Genomic DNA, 20377 nt, shown 5'->3' on the forward strand with positions numbered 1-20377 from the left:
ATGGTTCCCTGAAGCTGGCACCTTTCCCTTCAGACGTTTTTTGTAGCTTCAATTGAAAATTATAAATAAGAGTGATATCAGAAAAAACTGTTGCTGACTGCGTGTTTTTTGCTCTTCTATGGTTGAGGCGATTGTGGTTACAGGTATAATTTGCTTTCTTAACCTGTGGTCTGGTTATCTCTCTGATCCTGCGGCTTAATATGCTGGATAACTTCGCGATAGCAAATGAGTGAGCTTTAATTCATGAAAATTCTTGTAACAGGCGGTGCGGGTTTTATCGGTTCAGCCGTCGTCAGGCATCTGATTAATGATATTCAGGCGACGGTACTGGTGGTGGATAGCCTGACCTATGCTGGAAATCTGGAATCTTTAGCTGTCGTGTCACAAAATTCAGGCTATCAGTTTATGCAGGCTGACATTTGCGATGCGGCCGCCATGGAAAAAGCCTTTACTGAATTCCAACCGGATGCCGTGATGCATCTGGCAGCAGAAAGTCATGTTGACCGCTCTATCGATGGGCCTGCTGCATTTATCGAAACCAACATTGTAGGCACCTATACACTGTTAGAAGCGGCTCGTGCTTACTGGTCTGCGCTTGGCGCTGAAAAAAAGGCCGCTTTCCGTTTCCACCATATCTCCACCGATGAAGTTTATGGCGACCTGCACGGTACGAACGACCTTTTTGTGGAAACCACACCTTATGCGCCAAGCAGCCCTTACTCTGCCTCTAAAGCTTCCAGCGATCATCTGGTGCGCGCGTGGCACCGTACCTACGGCCTACCGGTCATTATTACCAATTGTTCAAATAACTATGGTCCTTATCACTTTCCAGAAAAACTGATCCCTCTGGTGATCCTGAACGCGCTGGCCGGTAAGCCGCTGCCCGTTTACGGCGAAGGGCTACAGATCCGCGACTGGCTCTATGTCGAAGATCACGCGCGCGCGTTGTATAAAGTCGTCTCAGAAGGTGAAGTGGGCGAAACCTACAATATTGGCGGCCACAACGAGCGTAAAAATATTGAAGTGGTAAAAACTATTTGTACGATCCTGGATGAGCTGATCGCTGATAAACCGAACGGTGTCACCCACTTTGCCGAGCTAATCACGCACGTTACCGATCGCCCTGGCCATGATATGCGCTACGCCATTGATGCCGGCAAAATCGCGCGCGAGCTGGGTTGGAAGCCGCAGGAAACTTTTGAAACCGGTATTCGTAAAACCGTTGAGTGGTATCTGAATAATAGCGAATGGTGGCAGCGTGTGCAGAGCGGCGCCTATGCAGGCGAACGTCTGGGTTTAAATAAATAAAAGGTATTTTATGAAAGGCATCGTTTTAGCCGGAGGCTCCGGAACGCGTCTGTACCCTATCACTCGCGGCATTTCAAAACAGCTGCTGCCCATTTACGATAAGCCGATGATCTATCATCCGCTTTCCGTGCTCATGCTGTCAGGGATCAAAGAAATTTTGATTATCACCACGCCAGACGATATGCCCTCTTTTCAGCGTTTGCTGGGTGACGGCAGCCAGTTTGGCATTCAGCTGGAATATGCGGTCCAGCCTTCTCCGGATGGTCTGGCACAGGCTTTTATTATCGGTGAGGAATTTATCGCTGGTGATTCCTGCGCGCTGGTGCTGGGCGACAATATTTTCTTTGGTCAGAGTTTTGGGAAAAAACTGGAAACCGCCGCGCAGTTAAAAAGCGGCGCGACCGTGTTTGGTTACCAGGTAATGGATCCGGAACGTTTTGGCGTAGTGGAATTCGATGAAAACTTCCGAGCGCTTTCTATTGAAGAAAAACCGTTGAAGCCGAAATCGCATTGGGCCGTCACCGGCCTCTATTTCTACGATAACAGCGTAGTAGAAATGGCTAAGCAGGTTAAACCTTCCCATCGTGGAGAGCTTGAAATCACCACGCTGAACGAAATGTATATGGAAAAAGGTCAGCTGAACGTTGAACTGCTGGGGCGCGGCTTCGCCTGGCTGGATACGGGCACGCACGACAGCCTTATTGAAGCGTCGCAGTTTATCCATACTATCGAGAAACGTCAGGGCATGAAGGTTGCCTGTCTGGAAGAGATAGCCTGGCGTAAAGGCTGGCTGAATTATGAGGAAGTAGCAGTACAGGCAAAACTGCTGTCAAAAACTTCCTATGGTCAGTATTTGCAAAATCTGATCGACGAAAAGATTTAAAAAAGCACAGCGGAAGCTGTGCTCGACGTCCTACCTGAAGCACAGCTTTCGCTGTGCTTTTTTTTACTTATAACCGTTAGGGTTATTGCTCTGCCAGTTCCAGGTGTCGCGCATCATCTCATCGATGCCGCGTGAGACGCGCCAGTTCAGCTCTTTGTCCGCCAGCGAGGCGTCGGCCCAGAACGCCGCCAGATCGCCATCGCGACGAGGCGAGACCTGATAAGGCACCGGGCGTCCGGAAGCCTTCTCGAACGCCTTCACCATTTCCAGTACGGAATAGCCTTCGCCCGCGCCCAGGTTATAAGCTTTATAACCGTTGATAGCCGACAGATGATCCAGCGCTTTCAGGTGGCCTTCTGCCAGATCCATCACGTGAATATAGTCACGTACGCCGGTACCGTCTTTAGTCGGATAGTCGTCGCCGAAGATCCCCAGCTTCTCCAGGCGGCCAATCGCAACCTGCGCGATATAAGGCAGCAGGTTGTTAGGGATACCGTTTGGATCCTCGCCAATCTGGCCGGATTCATGCGCGCCTACCGGGTTAAAGTAACGCAGCGCGATGGCTTTCAGCTCCGGATTGGCTTTGGCATAGTCACGCAGGATCAGTTCAACCATCAGCTTAGAGGTGCCGTAAGGGCTGGTCGTGCCGCCGATTGGCGTAGTCTCAACGTAAGGTACCGGCGCATCCGCGCCGTAAACGGTGGCGGAAGAGCTGAAAATAAACTGATTTACGCCGGCAGCGCGCATCTCTTCCAACAGCACCAGCGTGCCGGTCACATTATTCTGATAATACTCCAGCGGCATACGGGTAGATTCCCCCACCGCCTTCAGACCAGCAAAGTGAATAACCGCAGTGATATTGTGCTGAGCGAAAAGGTCGCGCAGACAGGCGCGATCCAGGATATCGCCTTCGCAAAAAACGGCCTTTTTACCGGTCAGCTTTTCTACCCGAACGATAGATTCGCGGGAAGCGTTGCTCAGGTTATCCAGAACCACCACGTCGTCGCCGCGCTCCAGAAGCGTCAGCACCGTGTGCGAACCGATGTAGCCCGCTCCGCCCGTTACCAAAATAGCCATATTGACTCCTTTATGGCCGCGCTGGCGCGACCATTAAATAATGGGAAATTACTTAGCCAGGATCTTTTTGATTTCTTCGCGGAACTCGCGGCCCTGCGCGTTGTTTCTCAGTCCCCAGGAGACAAAAGCTTTCATGTAGCCTAATTTACGGCCGCAGTCGAAGCTGGTACCGGTCAGCTGTTGTGCGTCAACACGCTGCTTTTTCGCCAGGCTGGCAATAGCGTCAGTCAGCTGGTAGCGGCCCCATGCGCCCGGTTCCAGATTTTCCAGCTCGGCCCAGATATCGGCGGACAGCACGTAGCGGCCTACCGCAGCCAGATCGGATTGCAGCGTCTGCGGCTGATCCGGTTTCTCGACGAACTCCAGGATCTGGCTGGTCTGGCCCGGGTTATCCATGACTTCTTTTGTTTTAATCACGGAGTATTCGGAAAGGTCGGCTTCAGGCATATGGTGCGCCAACACCTGGCTGTGGCCGGTTTCTTCAAAACGCGCAACCATCGCGGCCAGGTTATAGCGCAGCGGATCGGCAGTAGAATCGTCCAGCAGCACGTCCGGCAGGACGACCACAAAAGCTTCGTCGTGCAGCATAGGACGAGCGCACAGAATAGAGTTAGCCAGGCCCAGCGGCTGTGGCTGACGCACGTTCATGATGGTCACGCCTGGCGGACAGATTGACTGCACTTCACTCAGCAGCGAACGCTTCACGCGCGCTTCCAGCAGGGCTTCCAGCTCATAAGAGGTATCGAAATGGTTTTCAACCGCATTCTTGGACGCGTGGGTGACCAGAACAATTTCCTTGATGCCTGCCGCTACGCACTCGTCGATGATGTACTGGATCATCGGCTTGTCGACAACGGGCAGCATCTCTTTAGGAATGGCTTTTGTAGCAGGGAGCATGTGCATACCCAGACCCGCAACGGGGATAACTGCTTTAAGCTTGGTCATATTTTTTCCATATAAATGAAGTAAAAAACGTTCAGCAAGTATGCATTAAAGTGATATTCAGCAAGTATAATCTTAATCTGAAAATTTAGCTGCGGCTGGCCCATATAAGGGCGCGGCATTTTAATGCTCAGCTCAAGACTTTTCATAAATGCACGCGGCAAACGGCCCTTGTGCTGCGGGCCTGCAAACGCAGGCGGCGCGGCTTTGCCAGACTTTGCACTGAACGCGTTCAGTTTCGGTAACTTATCGGGCTTAAATAAAAAAAGGCCATTGCCGCAGCAATCGCCTTTACCTGTTTTAGCTTAGCGCTGAATTAATTGTGGGCTATTCGATAAGTCCGCACAAAAATATAATTACGCTGCACTCAGCGGCAAATTTACTCTGCCGCTTTAATAAAGATTATCTGAAACTAATAGTGCGATTTATTAACGCTTAGCCAGCTTTTCCAGCGTTTCCGCCAGTTCCTGATAGGCAATATGCTGGTTAAACTCCGTTTCCACTTTTTGGCGGGCGGCGGCGACCACGGGCGCGACGTCCACATCGCCTTTGGACAACCGGAACAGGATATCGCTCAGCGCCTGCGCGTCGCCTTCCGGTGCCAGCCAGCCGGACACATTGTTTTCAATCAGCTCCGGAATGCCACTGTGATCGCTGGAAACCACCGGTAGCCCTACGGCCATGGCTTCCATCAGCGCGACGGGAATACCTTCCATATCGCCATCGGCGGCAGTCAGCGAAGGCAGCAGGAAGATGTCGGCTTCGTCCAGGTAACGCTTAATCTCTTCCTGAGGCTTAAAGCCGACCATCTGCACGCAGTCTTCCAGCCGGGCCTGCCGAATGGTGTCACGCATCTGATCTTCCATATCGCCATTGCCGATAATGGTGTACTGGAAATTAGCGCCTTTCTCTTTCAGATACTTACAGGCTTCTACCGCCACGCCCAGCCCTTTTTTCTCGGTCAGACGCGCCACGGTAAGGATCCGTAACGGCTGATGCAGCGCTTCACGCGCTTTCATATTGAATTTTTCAGGTTCAATACCCATCCGCGTGACCTGGATTTTCTCCGGCGGGCAGCCCATGGCAATCAGCTTTCTTTCCCACAGATGGCTGATAGGCAGCAGCAGCTCGGTATCGCGGAAAAGGATGGGATAATCTTTACGGTGCTCGTTGAGGATAAAGCGACGGGAAATATCCGCACCGTGAAAAACCGTCGCCTGTTTGCCGCGCAGCACGTTCAGCTCGCGCAGCTTGTTAGCCAGCGCGCCCGCATAGCCGAAATGCACCAGAAACACATCTGACGTAATAGGTTTTTTGGCCCAGGCGACGATAGCCGGCAGCAGCAGCTTCATGGACTGATCGCCATAGCGCCCCACGTTCATGGCTTTAATAACCCCAGGCTTGAAGAGCTTCGGCAGGATCATTTTCAGGCGCTGCTTCAGCTTTTCCGCATTGCTTTTTTGCTCTTCCGGCAGCAGGTAATGAATACGTTCCGCCAGGTTGTAGCGATCGAAAGCCGCGTGTCGGTTAACATGATCGCCCGGAAAAACCGAGATGATCTCTACGTCATACCCACTATCAATAAAATGGGTTACCTGGTTGAGCACAAAGGTTTCTGACGCTACCGGAAAACGCATGGTGAAAAAAGTTAGTTTCATCGATTTACCCTAAAATACTGACGACGTCTTCGGTAGTAAGTCCCGGGAACGCGCTCCTGCGCAGACTGGCGGATCGCCCGGGGCGAAAGACATAATATTCGCAGCGTCGTATCCACCAAGAGGCGGTTTTAGCAGCGAGGCAGGAACGTTTCGCCCTGCCCCGAACAGCTCGATCAATTTATCTAATACTAGCAGCTAACCTGTGCGGGTAGACAAGCGTAATTATCCTAAAAATCAACCGGCTAGCCTGCTTTTTTACGATTAAAAGCGGGCTGGCCGCCGAAAGCAGCCGTTAACCCTGATTTTTTAGCGCATACCAGGGCACCGCAACCTGCTGACCGTTGATTACCATGGAAACAAAACCGCCGGGTTTAGTGGTGTCGACCTCGGCCGCATCCAGCTGCCGCGACTGCACCAGCAGATCGCCCTGCTCGTTGGCGCCCACCCCCGCTTTACCATTATGCAGCGAGAAGCGACGCACGGCCTGACGCGCGCCCTGCGGTGGATTTTTGAAATCCATCTCTGCATCGAAGCGGGCGCACTGGCCGGTCAGGAAGCGATCGCGCGCCGTGGTTTTCATCATCACGCCGGACGAGCCTACCCAGCCAGCCAGCTTCACAAAGACCTGCGTATCGGCATCGTGCGTAGTGGTATACATCACGTCAACAATCGGGCTGCTGCCCTCAATGTGCCAGCTTCCTTCAAAACCGTGAACCTTGCGTTGCAGGGTGATAACGGCTTTACCGCCGGTGTTGCGATCGTTCAGCAGATTATGCAGCGGCTCCGACGTAGTGCCGTTGCTGAACTGCGACTGCCCGAGGATCTCAATTTCCCAGCTGTCACCCACATCCGGCGTATGGATGTTGCCCAACAAATACCATTTTTCCTGGTTGCTGTTGTTCTGAATACGAAAGCGTGAAGTCAGATAGTTGTACTTCATGCTGCCGTCGGCGGCGATACCGTAAGACTCTACGCGAGTGGAACCGCGCTCGTAAGGGCCAAGCCACTCATCGCCCTGCAACGAGTTATCAATCCAGCTTTTCGCCTGCAGGTTGATTTGCCGCATATTCAGCCGCGAGTGGTGGGCAATCAGCGGGTTCGGGCAGGTTTCAATGCTTAACGCGTCAACGATCCACTGACCGTTGGAGAGATCGCCCGGGAACTCGGTATGCTCAATCCAGCCGTTGTGAATAATCGACTGCGTACAGCGCGGCAGGTTCAGCGCCATGCCTTTAGAGCAGTGCTGCACGTTGAAGTTCGACAGTTCGATAGCGGTGCTGTGGTCCCAGTTGCCTTTTTTAGTCCAGGACCAGGTCGCTTTGATCACATCGCCGGTACAGTTATTGGCATACCACTGGTCGATTTTACAATCCAGCGTATCAACCAGGCTCAGCGACGTGCCGCCAACGCCGATAAAGCGCAGGCAGGAACCGCGGAAGTACTGCCCCGCCGGACACGCATTGTGATAAAAGCCCTGCGTATTCGGCAGCTCTTTATTGCGGCCTTCAAAGCTCAGGTTGCTGATCTCTACCCAACGCGCGTTCACCTTAAAGGCAAAGTCCGATTTGCCATCGGAGACAATCGTGGTCGAGGGGAAATAGCCAAAGTTGATTGGCGCGCCCGATACGCGGAAATAGCTGACGTAGTTAGCGGAAATATCAAACGAGGAGACGAAAAAGCGCCCGGCCGGGAACTGCACGGACAACATTCTGTTGTTATCCTGCGCCCAGTGGAACATTGCCTGAATGGCGGGCAGCGAGTCGGTGCGGCCGTCGGCCACCGCGCCAAAGTCAAAGATGGTCAGCGCGTTCAGATCGTCAGAGATGCGACGCCAGTGGTAATCCTGACCGGACGAGGCGATATAGCCACCGTCATCCTGTGCTTTGGTCAGCTCACCGACAAAGGCACCGCCGCCCGTTTCCGTCCCGGCGTGCCACCCCTTAAGCCGCACTTTTGCGCCGTTGAACAGCGGTCGCGTGTGGCGTAATTCCTCGTAAGAGCCGATTTCACCAATCAGCTGGTAGCCGGAAGGCTGCGCCAGGCGGCGGCTGAATTCGGAAGCGCCGCTGTTTTTCACGTCCGGCACGTAGAACAGCTGCTCGTCGCGATCGTTATAGAGCGCCATCGAATATTCGCTGTTTGACCACAGCGCGCCTTTGGCCGCCACAAAGCGTTTTAAGGTATCGCTGTTCAGCGACACGGGCTGCGACAGCAGCGAAACCTCGCCGTTAGCGCTTTTAACAAAAACGTCGATCGGGTGCTGAGCGGGGTCGGTACCCGCCTTGCCGATATAGAGCTTGCCGTTAAAGTCATGCCAGAATTCGGCGGGCATGGTGAAGACGTCGTCAGGCGAAAAAATCGGAACGTCATTTTTGGGAATGGCATCGGCCGGCACTTTCTTCAGCTTAAGGCCCGCTTCTTCACTGCGGGCGGCTGCGGGTAGCGAACTCAGTGCTGCGGTTGCCACGATAGAGGAAAATGCTGTTCGGATTAATTCTCTGCGCTTCATACAAAATTCCGTTAATCAGGTAAGTGTCGATGCTGTTTCATCCAGAGGTATAGTCCGGTGCAGGCTTTTTTATCCTTTGCGATCCCGCTCGTACAGGAACTTCATTACGCTTACCGGCATCACCCGCGTTGAGGTGCGGATCAGAAAATAGAGCGTGCCGTTCACGAAGTTGGTCTGGCGCAGGCGGTTCTTTAACGACCACAGCTGCACCTCGCTTTTGATATAGGTCATGCCGCGGCGCTTGCTGACCATCTCGCTGCCCGAGCGCACGCGCATCAGCACATCGTGCAGGTTGGCAACGTCATAGCCCTGCGAGAGCATACGCAGCCACAAATTGTAGTCTTCCATAAACAGGTGGTGCTGGTAGCTGCCCGCCGCCAACACCTTATCCTTGCGGAACACCACGCACATATGGTTGAACGGGTTCTTCATGCGGGCGAAATGGCGGATCTCTGCGTTGTTCAGCGGCAGGCGCTTCAGACGTTCGTTGCCAAATTCATCAAATTCAATTACCGCCGCGCCCAGCAGCGCCATATCAGGATGCGCTTCCATATAGGGGATCTGTTTTTCAAAGCGCTCCGGCAGGCAGATATCGTCGGTGTCCATGCGCGCCACGATATTATGCGAGCAGCGATCCAGACCCGCGTTAAGCGCCTTGCCCAGACCGACGTTTTTTTCCAGCGGCACGATAACGATCGGCAGCTTGTCCATCCAGTTGTTGACCGCAGCTTTCAGATCGTCGCCCAGCGGGCCATCGTAGACCAGCACGATCTCGTCAGCAGGCAGCGTCTGCTCGTACAGGCTCTGCATACACTGCTCAACATTTTCCGGTTTCTCTCTGTGATAGAGAGACATAAGAACTGAAAACATAACATCACCCGTTAATTCAGAAGTTCATTCCACTTTTGTAAGATCAGCGTCGGCCCGTAGTTTTCGGCGTTGCGCCAGGCCGCGTGGGCAAAGATTTTGCGCTTTTGCTCGTCGGCGATCAGCATGTTGAGCTGCGCCACAAAGGCGTCGTCGTTGTCGTAATCGATAACGAACCCGTCGTCTTTGATAATTTCCGCCGGGCCGGTTTTGCAGTCGAAGGCGACGGCGGGCAGCGCAAAGTTTTTCGCCTCGATCAGCACCATCGGCAGGCCTTCATAACGGGAGGTCATGATGATGATGCCGGCGGCGCGGTAGTAATCGTTGATCTTTTTGCTGGGCGTGATGATTTCCGTGCTCGCTTCCATGCCGTAGCTTTTAATTTTTGCCAGCAGCGCGGGTTTGTCTTCGCCGTCGCCGACGATTTGCAGCGTCCAGCCCTGCTTATCCACGCGTTGCCAGACGTCGAGCATCCGATCGAAATTTTTCTGGTAGGTCAGACGCCCTACGGCCAGTACCCGATTCTGCTTGCCGGCAAAAACCTCATCAAAGCTGCTGGCGCTGCTTTCCGCGTGGAAAGGCGAGATATTTCGCATTACGTGCACGTTTTTTACGCCGTAATTTTTTTCCAGGTAGCTTTTGTCGTGATCGGTGAGCACGGCAATTTTATCTGCCAGGCCGTAACAGAACACTTTCAGGCGGCGGATCGGGGTCTTAAAGGTTTCAATCGAGACGTGATCGCAGCAGATAATTTTTGACTTCACGCCGAACAGCTTCATGGCCAGCAGCGCCTGCACGGAAAGCTTGCCCATAGAGATAATCATAATGCCGTCAAAAGGCTGCGATTTCGCGAAGCGGATAAACTCGCGGATCTTAAGCAGGCGCGCGGTCGCTTCGGGGTAGCGAATTTTAACCTTCGCATCGGTCGGATAGTAAGGATCGCCTTTGTTCAACGAATAGAGCGTGACGTCGTAATCATTATTGCTGAGCAGGCTGGATAAGGTGCTGGCAACGCGATCCGTACCGCCGCTGTTGGAAATGCCGTCAATAAGGATCAGCAATTTGTACATATTCAATCATCCTGTTGAAATTGAGCAAAAAGCGCGGCTCTGAGCCGCCTAGCCGCTGAACATACGGAACAGTGGCGCTACGCTATAGCCGGTAATCGACTGCGCGGAAAGTATCGTGTTATAGGCGAGGTAGTAAGAACAGATCCCCGCTAACAAGGCGACGTTTACCAGCAGATTGCGTATTCGCAGCAGCAAGAAAGAGAAAAGTATCGGTTCGGCGTGAAGGAACAGGTTGCCCACCCTGCCGCCAAAGATACTGAAGTCGGAGAACGTAATGCGCACGCCCGCGCCAACCGCGTACGAAACCAGCAGGATATAAACCAGGCGATCGCCTTTCTGGATGCCGTTACGGAAGTAATAAAGGGTAAAGGCGGCAATAAAGAAGATATTTTTCAGGTTTGCCAGGCCAAACACCGGCGAGGCGGTATCGAAGTCGGTGCCGCTATAGCCCGCCGCTCGTTCACCCAGGCCAGGCACGATGCCCAACGAGTCGAGAAAGAGCTTTTTCCCCCCGATAATTCCCAACGGAATACAGGCGAAGACGATAATCAGCGGCAGATACTTGCGCTCGCGCAGGAAAAAGAACGGCACCGCCAGCAGGATGGTATAACCCGTGGCGTGCGACTGCGTACTGAGCACCAGAAACACCAGTGCCAGCACGTTTCGCTTTGTCGCCAGCGAGCAGATAAAGGCGATAGCAAAGGCGCTGGATAAACCAAAGCGGATCTGGTTCATATCTTTGTTGATAAACAGGTGAGTTGAATATAAACAAAGCGAACAGAGGATCAGCGGAGAATACTTTTTGTAGCAGTAAGCGTTAGTCGAAACCGCAATAAAGCAGATAAAAAAGAGAAAATAGTAGCTCTGGCTGGTGACCAGTGAAAACAGCCAGGCCAGCAGCATAAAGAGTTTTTCATAGCGATAGGTGTCGGTGATCGCGTCATAGGTATTGACGTGAAGCTGTGCCGAAAAATCCGCGAAAAAGTCCAGGTACTGGCTGTCATCCATGCCGGAGTGCAGACCGCGCGAGCCGCCGAAACAGATCAGCGCCATCGTGCAGATAAACGCCAGCCACATAATGACGCGTTTAATCCTGGGGTCGTTAAGCTGGTTGATTGCTGCCAACTCAAAAATACAGCACGCCAGAATGCTGTAACTGATTATCCAATATATGGCCATTGTTGTTCCGCCGTCTTATTATTTTAATCAGGGCTATTTTTTTGCAATACGTTCTGAGAACTTCTGTTTTAAACGGCCGAGAAAATAATCGCGATTGCCTTTGTTGGTTAAAAAGAAATATTGCGCGAAGCTCAGGCTGGCATGCAGCACCTTGCCATCCATTTTATAGCGGATCGGCAGCTTATACGCTTTATAGGTATAAACATCCCGCTTGCTCAGATACGGGCTCATGCTTTTCAGCCAGAAGGTGGAGTACTTTACGGACTCGCCTTTATGGCTGGAGTTGAATTTGCTCACCATATGGTAGTTAGCCAGCGGTTTCGCAATCATCACGAATTCAAAATCGTTTTTATCCGCGCGAATGCAGAAGTCGTAGTCCTGATGACGGATAAACCGCTCATCAAACTTAATTTCCGCCGCGTGCTCGCGCTTCAGCACAATAGTACTGGTCTGGATAAAGCCGTAGCAGCCAAACAGATATTCGGCGATGCTTTCATTGTGCGCAGGCAAATTGATCGGCATAACCTTTAAAAAGGCGCCGTCCTGAATAATGTTGACCTGGCTGTAGATCACAAAGCGGTCTTTGCCTCTGGCGGTCAGCTCCTGGATTTTTTTGACGTTTTCCAGCAGCTTGTCTTCATGCCACTCATCGTCGGCGTCCAGGAAGCAGACATAGTCGCCCGTCGCCAGGTCAATGCCCCGGTTGCGTGCGCCCGCGCCGTTGAGTTTAACCTCTGACAGCACCAGATTAATTTTCAGGTCGCTGTAGCGAGCGCTGTTAACGACCTCGGCCAGCTTTGCCGCATCGGCCGATTTGTCGTCGACGATAATCACTTCAAAATGCTTATAGCTTTGCGCTTTAACGCAGTCCAGCGTGGTGACGATCGATTCGGAGGCGTTATAGGCAGGGATAACGATCGAGAAGAAAATATCCTTCATCACAAGGCACCTTTTAAACGTTATACATAAAACAGCCGGAAACAGGCCTGATTCCAGAGGCGAAAGGATCCGCCTCGCGGCGGATCCTTTTAAGCGTTAGCTTTTTGCGTTGCCTTTGTAGCTGTAATCGTAATAGTCGTAGCCGTAGCCGTACGCATTGGCGGCTTTCCGCACGACGGCGTTAAGAATGACGCCTTTAATATCGATACCGTTTTGCGCAAAGCGCTTGTAGCTGAACTCTACTTCTTTCAGCGTGTTGGTTTCAAAGCGCGCTACCATCAGCGCGGTGCCAGCCAGCTTGCCGATAATGGTTGCGTCGGTCACGGCCAGCACCGGCGGCGTATCGATCAGCACCAGATCGTAATTTTTGCTCGCCCATTCCAGCAGCTCGTTCATGCGGCTGTGCATCAACAGCTCGGAAGGATTTGGTGGCACCTGCCCGCGCGGAATAAAGTCAAAGCCGTATTCGCCGCGCTGGATCAGATCCTGCGTGAAGGCGGTTTTGCCCGACAGGATGGTAGACAGCCCGGACTTATTGGCCGCGCCCAGCAGTTCGTGCGTATAGCCACGGCGCATATCGCCATCGATAAACAGCACTTTCTGCCCCGCCTGCGCAACCAGCGTCGCCAGGTTGGCGCTGATAAAGGTTTTACCAATGCCAGGGCTGGCGCCGGTGATCATTAGCACGTTGTTACGGGCTTCCATCATCGCGAAGTGCAGGCTGGTACGCAGGCTACGGATCGCTTCAATAGAGAGGTCGGTCGGGTTGCCCAACGCCAGCAGGCTGTTGTGCGGATCGACCTTCACGCCGCGCTTGTTCAGCGCCTCGACGTCTTTCTTACGCTGCCATTCGGAAAGCGGCACGCTGGCATAAACGTTCATGCCGGCTTCTTCCAGCTGGTCCGGCGCGGTGATGCCGTGGTGGAACAGCGCTTTCAGCAGGATGATGCCAACGGAGATCACCAGACCTGCAATCAGGCTGGCCAGCATAATCAGCATTTTCTTCGGCGCAACAGGCTTGGAGGCGGTTTCCGCATGGTCGATGATGCGCACGTCGCCAACCGTACTGGCTTTGCTGATGCTCAGCTCCTGCTGACGGTTGAGCAGCTGCATGTAGATTTCCTGACCGGCCTGCACGTCGCGGGTCAGACGTAAAATTTCCTGCTGGGTCTGCGGCATCTGACCGATTTTCTGGTTCAGTTTTTTCTGCTCGTCTTCCAGCGTTTTACGTTTTTCCAGCAATGCGCGATAGGTCGGGTGATCCTTGGTAAACAGCTGGGAAACTTCTGCTTCACGGAAGGTCAGCTCGTTTAGCTGACTCTGTACGCTGACAGAGGAGTCCAGCGCCGATTTGGCTTCCAGCGACATATCGACCGAATCGTTATTGCGACGATAGGTGTTAAGCTTGTCTTCCGCTTCGTCCAGCTTGCTGCGCACCTGCGGCAGCTGATGCTGCAGGAACTCCAGGCTCTTCTGCGCTTCAGCGGATTTACGCTCCACGTTCTGCATCAGGTAGTTACTCATGACCCGATCCAGTACCTGGCTAATCAGCTCAGGATCTTCACCGGTATAGGTCAGACCCATCACGCCGGTATCTTTACCCTTATCGGCCACGGCAAGGTTATTAGTGACCATGCCAATCGCCGCCAGCGTGGACAGCTTAGAGACGGTAAAAGTGGTGCCCGGCTCAGCGTCAATGCCGCTGACCAGCATTGATACGCCATGCTGCTGCTGGAACTGGCCGATTTTACCTTTGAACAGATCGTCGCCGTCTTTCGAGACGGTGTAGCTGTCGGCGCCGGTGATCTCAACCTTTACGCTGGCATCTTTCCAGCTTTTCGGCATCTCAAGACGGGATACCGCGATTTTGGCCGGCTTTTCGCCCAGCAGGCGTGCAAAGCCCTTACCCACTAAGGGGAAGTGATTTTGCTCAACCTGAATGTTCAGGCCCAAATCGTCTACCGTTTTGCCAATCACCATACGGGACTGGATGATCTGGATCTCCGTGGCGGAAGCGGGCTCCACCGGCGCCTCGGTCAGATCGGTCAGCACGGTGTTAGGGCTTTTCTGCTCTACCTGCACCAGCGCGTCCGCACTGTAGATAGGCGTGGCGAACAGCGAATAGAGCGTGCCGAGCAGCAGGAAGAAGGCCGTAACGGCCACAATAATCCAGCGATGATCAACCAGCTGTCCGACAAGGTGCGCTAAATCCCACCCGCCAGCTTCCTCTTTCGACGCGGTCGGCGCCTTACTTTTCATATTCATCGAGTATCCCAACTATCGGCTTAATGCGGTGACCCATTTCTGGGCAGCTTTTTCGAGTAATCCGTACACGGCTTCAAAGGCATCGCGGCTTTTCTTATAGGGATCCGCTATTTCCTGCTGGTTGAGCCAGTGGCCAAATAACATGGTCTTGCCACGTACGGAGGGGTTAATGCGGTTGACCAGATCGACATGCCTTTTTTCCATCACCAGGATGAGATCGTAATCCCGGCACATGCCGGAGGTCAGCTGTCGTGCCTGATGGCCCGCCAGCGAAACCCCATGTTCGCTGGCGACGCTGCCGGCAGTTTCGTCGGCCGGATGGTCGACCAGCGCGCTCAGCCCCGCCGAGGCGATCTTTTTATCCGGTAGCGCCTGTTTCAGCAGCCGCTCTCCCGTAGGAGAGCGGCAGATATTGCCGACGCAGACCACTAAGATTGAATTAATCATCATGCCCCGCCGTTACCATCTGTGAATGATCTGTGCGTTTTCGCTCGCGTTATAGATACCGGTGATAGTTGGGGTCAGCTGCGAAATAACACGGTTCCAACGCGTCAGCGGCGTTGAGGTTACATAAACAATGTCATACGGTTCCAGCTGGAATTCGGAGCCCATCACCATCGCCGACGCATCCTTCAGGTTAAGCTGATAAATGTTGGCGATCTTGGTGCGGTTTTTCCCTTTGATTGGACGGATAACAAATACGCCCGTCGCGTCAGAGGCGGTCTGATCCATGCCCTGAGCGCTGCCCAGTGCTTCAGAAAGCGTCATGCCGCTGCGATCCATTTTCAGCGTGGTCTGCTGTCTGACTTCGCCCATCACGAAGACTTTCAGATCGTCGTTGCGCGGTACAAACAGGATATCGCCCGGATAAAGCAGGTGGTTCTGCGACAGATCGCCGTTTTGCATCAGCGCCTGCAGAGAAACCGGCACTTCGCTGCCGTTGTGGGTCAGCACCACGTTGCGCCAGTCGGCATTGGCGGTCAGGCCGCCTGCGGCGTTAATCGCATCCAGAATAGTCAGCGGCACGTTGGTAATCGGCTGCTGGCCAGACGTGGTCACTTCGCCCGTCACGTACGCTTTCTGCGACTTGAACGAGGCGACGCTGACGTCAACCTGAGGGCTTTCGATATACTGTGCCAGGCGGCCAGCAACTTCGGTACGTACTTCCTGCACGGTACGACCGGCTACGCGAACGCGGCCGATATAAGGATAAAAAATGGTGCCGTCGGAGTGAACCCAGTTACCGGTGTCGCTGGCGCTACGGTACTGGCCCGCTGGCGTGGTCAGCTCCGGGTGATCCCAGACGATAACGGTCAGCACATCGCCGACGCCGATACGATACTCATAGTTTTGCAGTTCATTTTGTAGCTGGACGTTCTGGCGCGCCACAACGGGCGCTGGACGCATACGGTCAACCAGGCTTGGGGTCATCGGGAAGACATTGACGTATTTATCAATGTCAAAATCGTTGTCCTGCTGCTTAATTACGTCTTTTCCGCTGGTGGAAAGCTTTGAACCCGGAACTACCGTACATCCGGAAAGGAGGGTAGCCGATATCAACAAGGGCAGTAACTTCGTTTTGATTGTAATCATCTGTTTCATCGCTATCAGTAATTTGATTGATAGTGGCGGATCCGCCGCTGTGTAGCGTCTTGCAAAAGTAAAGATAAGCGTTTCAATCGCTGTAACTGTCAGTCATTATCGTCCGATCCCTATCCTTTTTTAATGCCTTGCCGGCTCGCTGTGAACCGACGCTTAACAAAGAAAGTGGTGAGCGCGTGAGTCCATGACGGTTACAGTCAAACTACGCTATAACAGCGACGCGCTCCGAAGAGCGCGTCGAAAGCTCGAATTAATAGGCGCCGTCGCGCTTAAGCACCACCCCGATGGTTTTGAACAGGATGGCGATATCGTTCCACAATGACCAGTTTTTTACGTACCAGGAGTCAAAATAGACGCGGGTTTCATAATCAACATCGTTACGCCCGCTTACCTGCCACAGGCCGGTCATCCCTGGCTTAGCCATAAAGTAGTAGTCAACGTCGCCCGCATAGCGCTCCAGCTCGTCTTCAATTACCGGACGCGGGCCAACCAGGCTCATCTCGCCGCGAACCACGTTCCACAGCTGCGGCAGCTCATCAAGGCTGGTTTTACGGATAAAGTGACCGATGCGGGTGATGCGCGGATCGTTCTTTAGCTTGAAGTCTTTATCCCATTCCGCACGCGCTACCGGATCGGTGCGCAGCACTTCTTCCAGCACCTCTTTGGAATTCACCACCATTGAACGGAACTTAAGGCATTTAAATTTGCGTCCGTTGCGCCCTACCCGCTCATGCCCATAAATAGGATTGCCGCCGTCGCGAGCGACCATAAAGATCAGGAAGGCCAGTGCTGGCATCAGCATGGTGATAATACTTAAGGCGCCGACAATATCGAAGGTGCGCTTAAGGAAACGCGAGGTGCGCTTCGCCAAATTATTACTGACGCGCAGGATCATAACTTCATGACTGAAGATATAAGCCATATCAGTACCGTATAGCGGTACGCCACGCAGAGAAGGAATAACGGAAACGGAACGGCAATTATGCTTTGCCAGATTTTTCAGCCAGAGGTCACGATACTGACTCTGTTCAAATTCTACGGCAACAATAAATTGCGTTTCGCTGTTGACCAGCTGCCAGAGCGACGTTTCGTCACGAATGACCGGAATGCCGAACAGCGCAGGCGCGGGCGTAGTGCCATCCACATCGTAGAAAGCCACCACGTCAAAGCCCATTACCTCTTCGCTTTGCAGCGCCAGCCAGGCTTCTTCCGCATTTTTACCGCTGCCGATAATAATGGATTGCTTTTTCCACAGGCCGTTACGGTTCAGCACGCGCTTAACGATGGCGCGGCCGACCGGAATAAGGATCAGCGCCAGCAGCCAGGTAATAATCCACACCCAGCGGGACATTTCCCATTTTGACAGTGCCGTAATCGACAGGTCAATAACGGAGAAGATCAGCACGCTGCGGAAGATTTCTTTTAATTCAAACCAGAACGGTTTGCGATAGGTATAGTGGCGCAGGCGAACCCAGAACCAGCCGATACAAATCACAGAGAGAATGATGTGTGTACTTATTTTTAATTGCAGATCCTGCTCTGACATATTTTCCAACAAACTGTTTGGAAAAGTTTTCATCAGCAGAACAGCAATAAATAAGGAGGCGTTAAAGAAAATAAGATCTGAAAGTGCCAGTGATATTTTTATTAACAGTCCTTTAAATGTAAATTCTATATCGCGCATAGTTAACTCTTATTTTTTCTTCAAAAGCCTGTGATTTAATAATTCCCACCGCTAAGGATTGCGTATCTTATCGACACGCTCTTTATTACACAGGAGACGTATTCAGAAATTGTGTAAAAGCTCATGGTAACTGGCAGTACAATCAGAGAATGACATGTAAAATCAACAACTGCGGTGATTTTATCGCCAAAAGGCGTGGTCTTTTCACCGCTTCGGACACGCTACCGCCCCTGGCTTGTAGCTGCCAATGCGCTGTATTTTGCCCTGAAGTGTTGGTTTTATCCTGCCATCTAAAGGCACTAACTGGCGCGTCTACATAAAGCCGAACATAAAAAAGAACGTTAAGACGCGACCGTGCTAATTGCTACATTAACGCAGCCATTTACTAACACATTGCTATACTAGTTATTACTGGCCTGTTTACAAGAGCCTGCCGCTACCCATGCGCGCTTTTAGGATTAAGACTACCTTCAGCGCCATGCTAAACCATACCTTTCATCTTTATCCTCACGATAAATTCAGATTAGCTTTACTGTCACAGTCAGAATATTCCTGTCTGACTTTACTTCATTCCTTAAGTATCCCTTATTTCAACAGGCAGACCTATGCGAATATTCCTGAAAACCTTTTAACCGTATGCCAAATTTTGCGCGGGCAATTCCAGGAATGAGTGGCGATTTATTCGGCTGTTTATCGACCTTGCGGCGACTTTCAGGGGATTATTTGTTGAATCAGGCGACGTTCACTATCATCATGGCATTTCCTTAATCTGTATGAGTGAACTTCTGATGTTTGAATGGATCGTCGATCCGTCAATCTGGGCTGGCCTTGTCACCCTGATCGTGCTGGAACTGGTGCTGGGCATTGATAATCTTGTCTTCATCGCTATCCTGGCGGAAAAGCTGCCGCCCGCGCAGCGTGACCGCGCCCGCGTCACGGGCCTGGCGCTGGCGCTGATTATGCGCCTGCTGCTGCTGGCCTCTATCTCCTGGCTCTCTTCGCTGACCTCTGCCCTCTTCTCGGTTGGTGGACACGCCTTCAGCGCGCGCGACGTGATCATGCTATTGGGCGGCGTTTTTCTGTTGTTTAAAGCGACAGTGGAGCTGAACGAACGGCTGGAAGGTAAAGATGAGGATGAAAATCCACAAAAGCGTGGGGCTAAATTCTGGCCGGTGGTAGCGCAGATTGTGGTGCTGGACGCTGTCTTTTCCCTGGATTCCGTGATCACGGCCGTGGGGATGGTGGACCACCTGGCCGTAATGATGGCGGCCGTTATTATCGCAATTTGCTTAATGTTGCTGGCCAGCAAGCCGCTGACGCGTTTCGTTAATCAACACCCGACGATCGTTATCCTCTGTCTGAGCTTCCTGCTGATGATTGGTTTCAGCCTGGTGGCGGACGGCTTTGGCTATCATATTCCTAAAGGCTATCTTTACGCCGCTATCGGCTTCTCGGTGATTATCGAAGCGCTGAATCAGCTGGCGCATTTTAACCGACGCCGCTTCCTCTCTTCCAAAGCCCCCCTGCGTAAACGTACCGCCGAAGCCGTGCTGCGCCTGCTGCGCGGCAGCCACGAGCAGGCGGAGCTGGATGCGGAAACCTCTTCACTGGTTGCCGACAGCAGCAGCCAGGCAATATTTAACAAGCAGGAGCGCATGATGATTGCGCGCGTGCTTGGCATGGGGCAGCGCACGGTCAGCAGCATTATGACCTCCCGTCAGGACATCGCTGCTGTGGATCTCAGCGAGTCGCCGACGGAAATTATGGCGATGCTCGATCAGAACCAGCATACGCGGCTGGTGGTCACGGAAAACAGCGAGGATCCGCTCGGCGTGGTACACGTTATCGACCTGCTGAAGCAGGCGCTGCACGGCGACAGCCTGGACATCCGCGCGCTGATCCGTCAGCCGCTGGTCTTCCCCGAGCAGCTGTCGCTGTTACCGGCGCTGGAGCAGTTCCGCAATGCGCGCACGCATTTTGCCTTTGTAGTGGATGAATTTGGGTCGGTAGAAGGCGTGGTCACGCTCAGCGACGTGATGGAAACCATTGCGGGCAACCTGCCTAACGAAGGCGAAGCTATCGATCCCCGCTACGATATCCAGCAAAACGCAGACGGTAGCTGGACGGCCAACGGACATATGCCGCTCGATGACCTGATTATGTACGTACCGCTGCCGCTGGACGAAAAAAGGGAGTATCACACGCTGGCGGGACTGCTGATGGAGCATATGCAGCGGGTGCCACAGGAAGGCGAAGAGATCCAGATTAACGACTGCCTGTTCCGCACGCTTAAAGTGGAAAGCCACCGCGTGCAGAAAGTGCAAATTATTCCTCTGGTCACGGAAGAAGAAGACTGGTAACACCGGCGCTGATAAAGCGATCCTGCTTTATCAG

15 protein-coding genes are annotated in these 20377 nt (G+C 52.9%); 3 read left to right on the forward strand and 12 right to left on the reverse strand.

Going from position 1 to position 20377, the window contains the following annotated elements:
* The first annotated feature begins 243 nt into the window (after nt 1-243).
* Together rfbB and rfbA are read left to right on the forward strand one after the other, a co-directional pair.
* A complete protein-coding gene (gene rfbB, locus EGK14_RS05735; protein ID WP_125288120.1) occupies nt 244-1308 on the forward strand; it encodes a dTDP-glucose 4,6-dehydratase in 1065 nt (354 codons plus the stop codon).
* 10 nt (nt 1309-1318) lie between these two features.
* Entirely contained in the window at nt 1319-2191 is an 873-nt protein-coding gene (gene rfbA, locus EGK14_RS05740; RefSeq protein ID WP_125288121.1) for a glucose-1-phosphate thymidylyltransferase RfbA, read from the forward strand.
* A 63-nt stretch (nt 2192-2254) separates the two neighbouring features.
* Here the strand turns inward: rfbA and galE are convergent, their stop codons facing one another.
* The 12 genes from galE to wbaP all read right to left on the reverse strand — a co-directional run bounded on the left by galE (nt 2255) and on the right by wbaP (nt 17983).
* Complete coding sequence (gene galE, locus EGK14_RS05745; protein ID WP_125288122.1) at nt 2255-3268, reverse strand: UDP-glucose 4-epimerase GalE; 1014 nt, start codon at nt 3266-3268, stop codon at nt 2255-2257.
* A gap of 48 nt (nt 3269-3316) precedes the next feature.
* On the reverse strand, nt 3317-4213 hold the full coding sequence (galF, locus tag EGK14_RS05750) for a UTP--glucose-1-phosphate uridylyltransferase GalF (protein WP_125288123.1): 897 nt from the start codon (nt 4211-4213) through the stop codon (nt 3317-3319).
* Between the two features lie 425 nt (nt 4214-4638).
* Nucleotides 4639-5868 carry a glycosyltransferase gene (locus tag EGK14_RS05755; RefSeq protein WP_125288124.1) on the reverse strand — a complete coding sequence of 410 codons (1230 nt, stop codon included), beginning with the start codon at nt 5866-5868 and terminating at the stop codon, nt 4639-4641.
* 292 nt (nt 5869-6160) lie between these two features.
* Nucleotides 6161-8377 carry a phage tailspike protein gene (locus EGK14_RS05760; protein ID WP_125288125.1) on the reverse strand — a complete coding sequence of 739 codons (2217 nt, stop codon included), beginning with the start codon at nt 8375-8377 and terminating at the stop codon, nt 6161-6163.
* 69 nt (nt 8378-8446) lie between these two features.
* Complete coding sequence (locus EGK14_RS05765) at nt 8447-9247, reverse strand: glycosyltransferase (RefSeq protein ID WP_125288126.1); 801 nt, start codon at nt 9245-9247, stop codon at nt 8447-8449.
* A gap of 11 nt (nt 9248-9258) precedes the next feature.
* On the reverse strand, nt 9259-10314 hold the full coding sequence (locus EGK14_RS05770) for a glycosyltransferase family 4 protein (RefSeq protein ID WP_125288127.1): 1056 nt from the start codon (nt 10312-10314) through the stop codon (nt 9259-9261).
* Nucleotides 10315-10362: 48 nt separating this feature from the next.
* A complete protein-coding gene (locus EGK14_RS05775) occupies nt 10363-11493 on the reverse strand; it encodes an EpsG family protein (RefSeq protein WP_125288128.1) in 1131 nt (376 codons plus the stop codon).
* A 33-nt stretch (nt 11494-11526) separates the two neighbouring features.
* A complete protein-coding gene (locus EGK14_RS05780) occupies nt 11527-12432 on the reverse strand; it encodes a glycosyltransferase family 2 protein (protein ID WP_125288129.1) in 906 nt (301 codons plus the stop codon).
* A gap of 96 nt (nt 12433-12528) precedes the next feature.
* On the reverse strand, nt 12529-14697 hold the full coding sequence (gene wzc, locus EGK14_RS05785; RefSeq protein WP_125288130.1) for a tyrosine-protein kinase Wzc: 2169 nt from the start codon (nt 14695-14697) through the stop codon (nt 12529-12531).
* A 12-nt stretch (nt 14698-14709) separates the two neighbouring features.
* Nucleotides 14710-15144, reverse strand: a complete 435-nt coding sequence (locus tag EGK14_RS05790; protein WP_125288324.1) for a protein tyrosine phosphatase — start codon at nt 15142-15144, stop codon at nt 14710-14712.
* Between the two features lie 12 nt (nt 15145-15156).
* Nucleotides 15157-16299 carry a polysaccharide export protein gene (locus EGK14_RS05795; RefSeq protein ID WP_125288131.1) on the reverse strand — a complete coding sequence of 381 codons (1143 nt, stop codon included), beginning with the start codon at nt 16297-16299 and terminating at the stop codon, nt 15157-15159.
* Between the two features lie 250 nt (nt 16300-16549).
* Nucleotides 16550-17983, reverse strand: a complete 1434-nt coding sequence (wbaP, locus tag EGK14_RS05800) for an undecaprenyl-phosphate galactose phosphotransferase WbaP (protein WP_125288132.1) — start codon at nt 17981-17983, stop codon at nt 16550-16552.
* 788 nt (nt 17984-18771) lie between these two features.
* Between wbaP and EGK14_RS05805 the strand changes: the two genes are divergently transcribed.
* Complete coding sequence (locus EGK14_RS05805; protein ID WP_125288325.1) at nt 18772-20343, forward strand: TerC family protein; 1572 nt, start codon at nt 18772-18774, stop codon at nt 20341-20343.
* Nucleotides 20344-20377 lie beyond the last annotated feature (34 nt).

This window comes from Erwinia sp. 198 (assembly GCF_003937915.1).
GTDB lineage: Bacteria > Pseudomonadota > Gammaproteobacteria > Enterobacterales > Enterobacteriaceae > Erwinia > Erwinia aeris.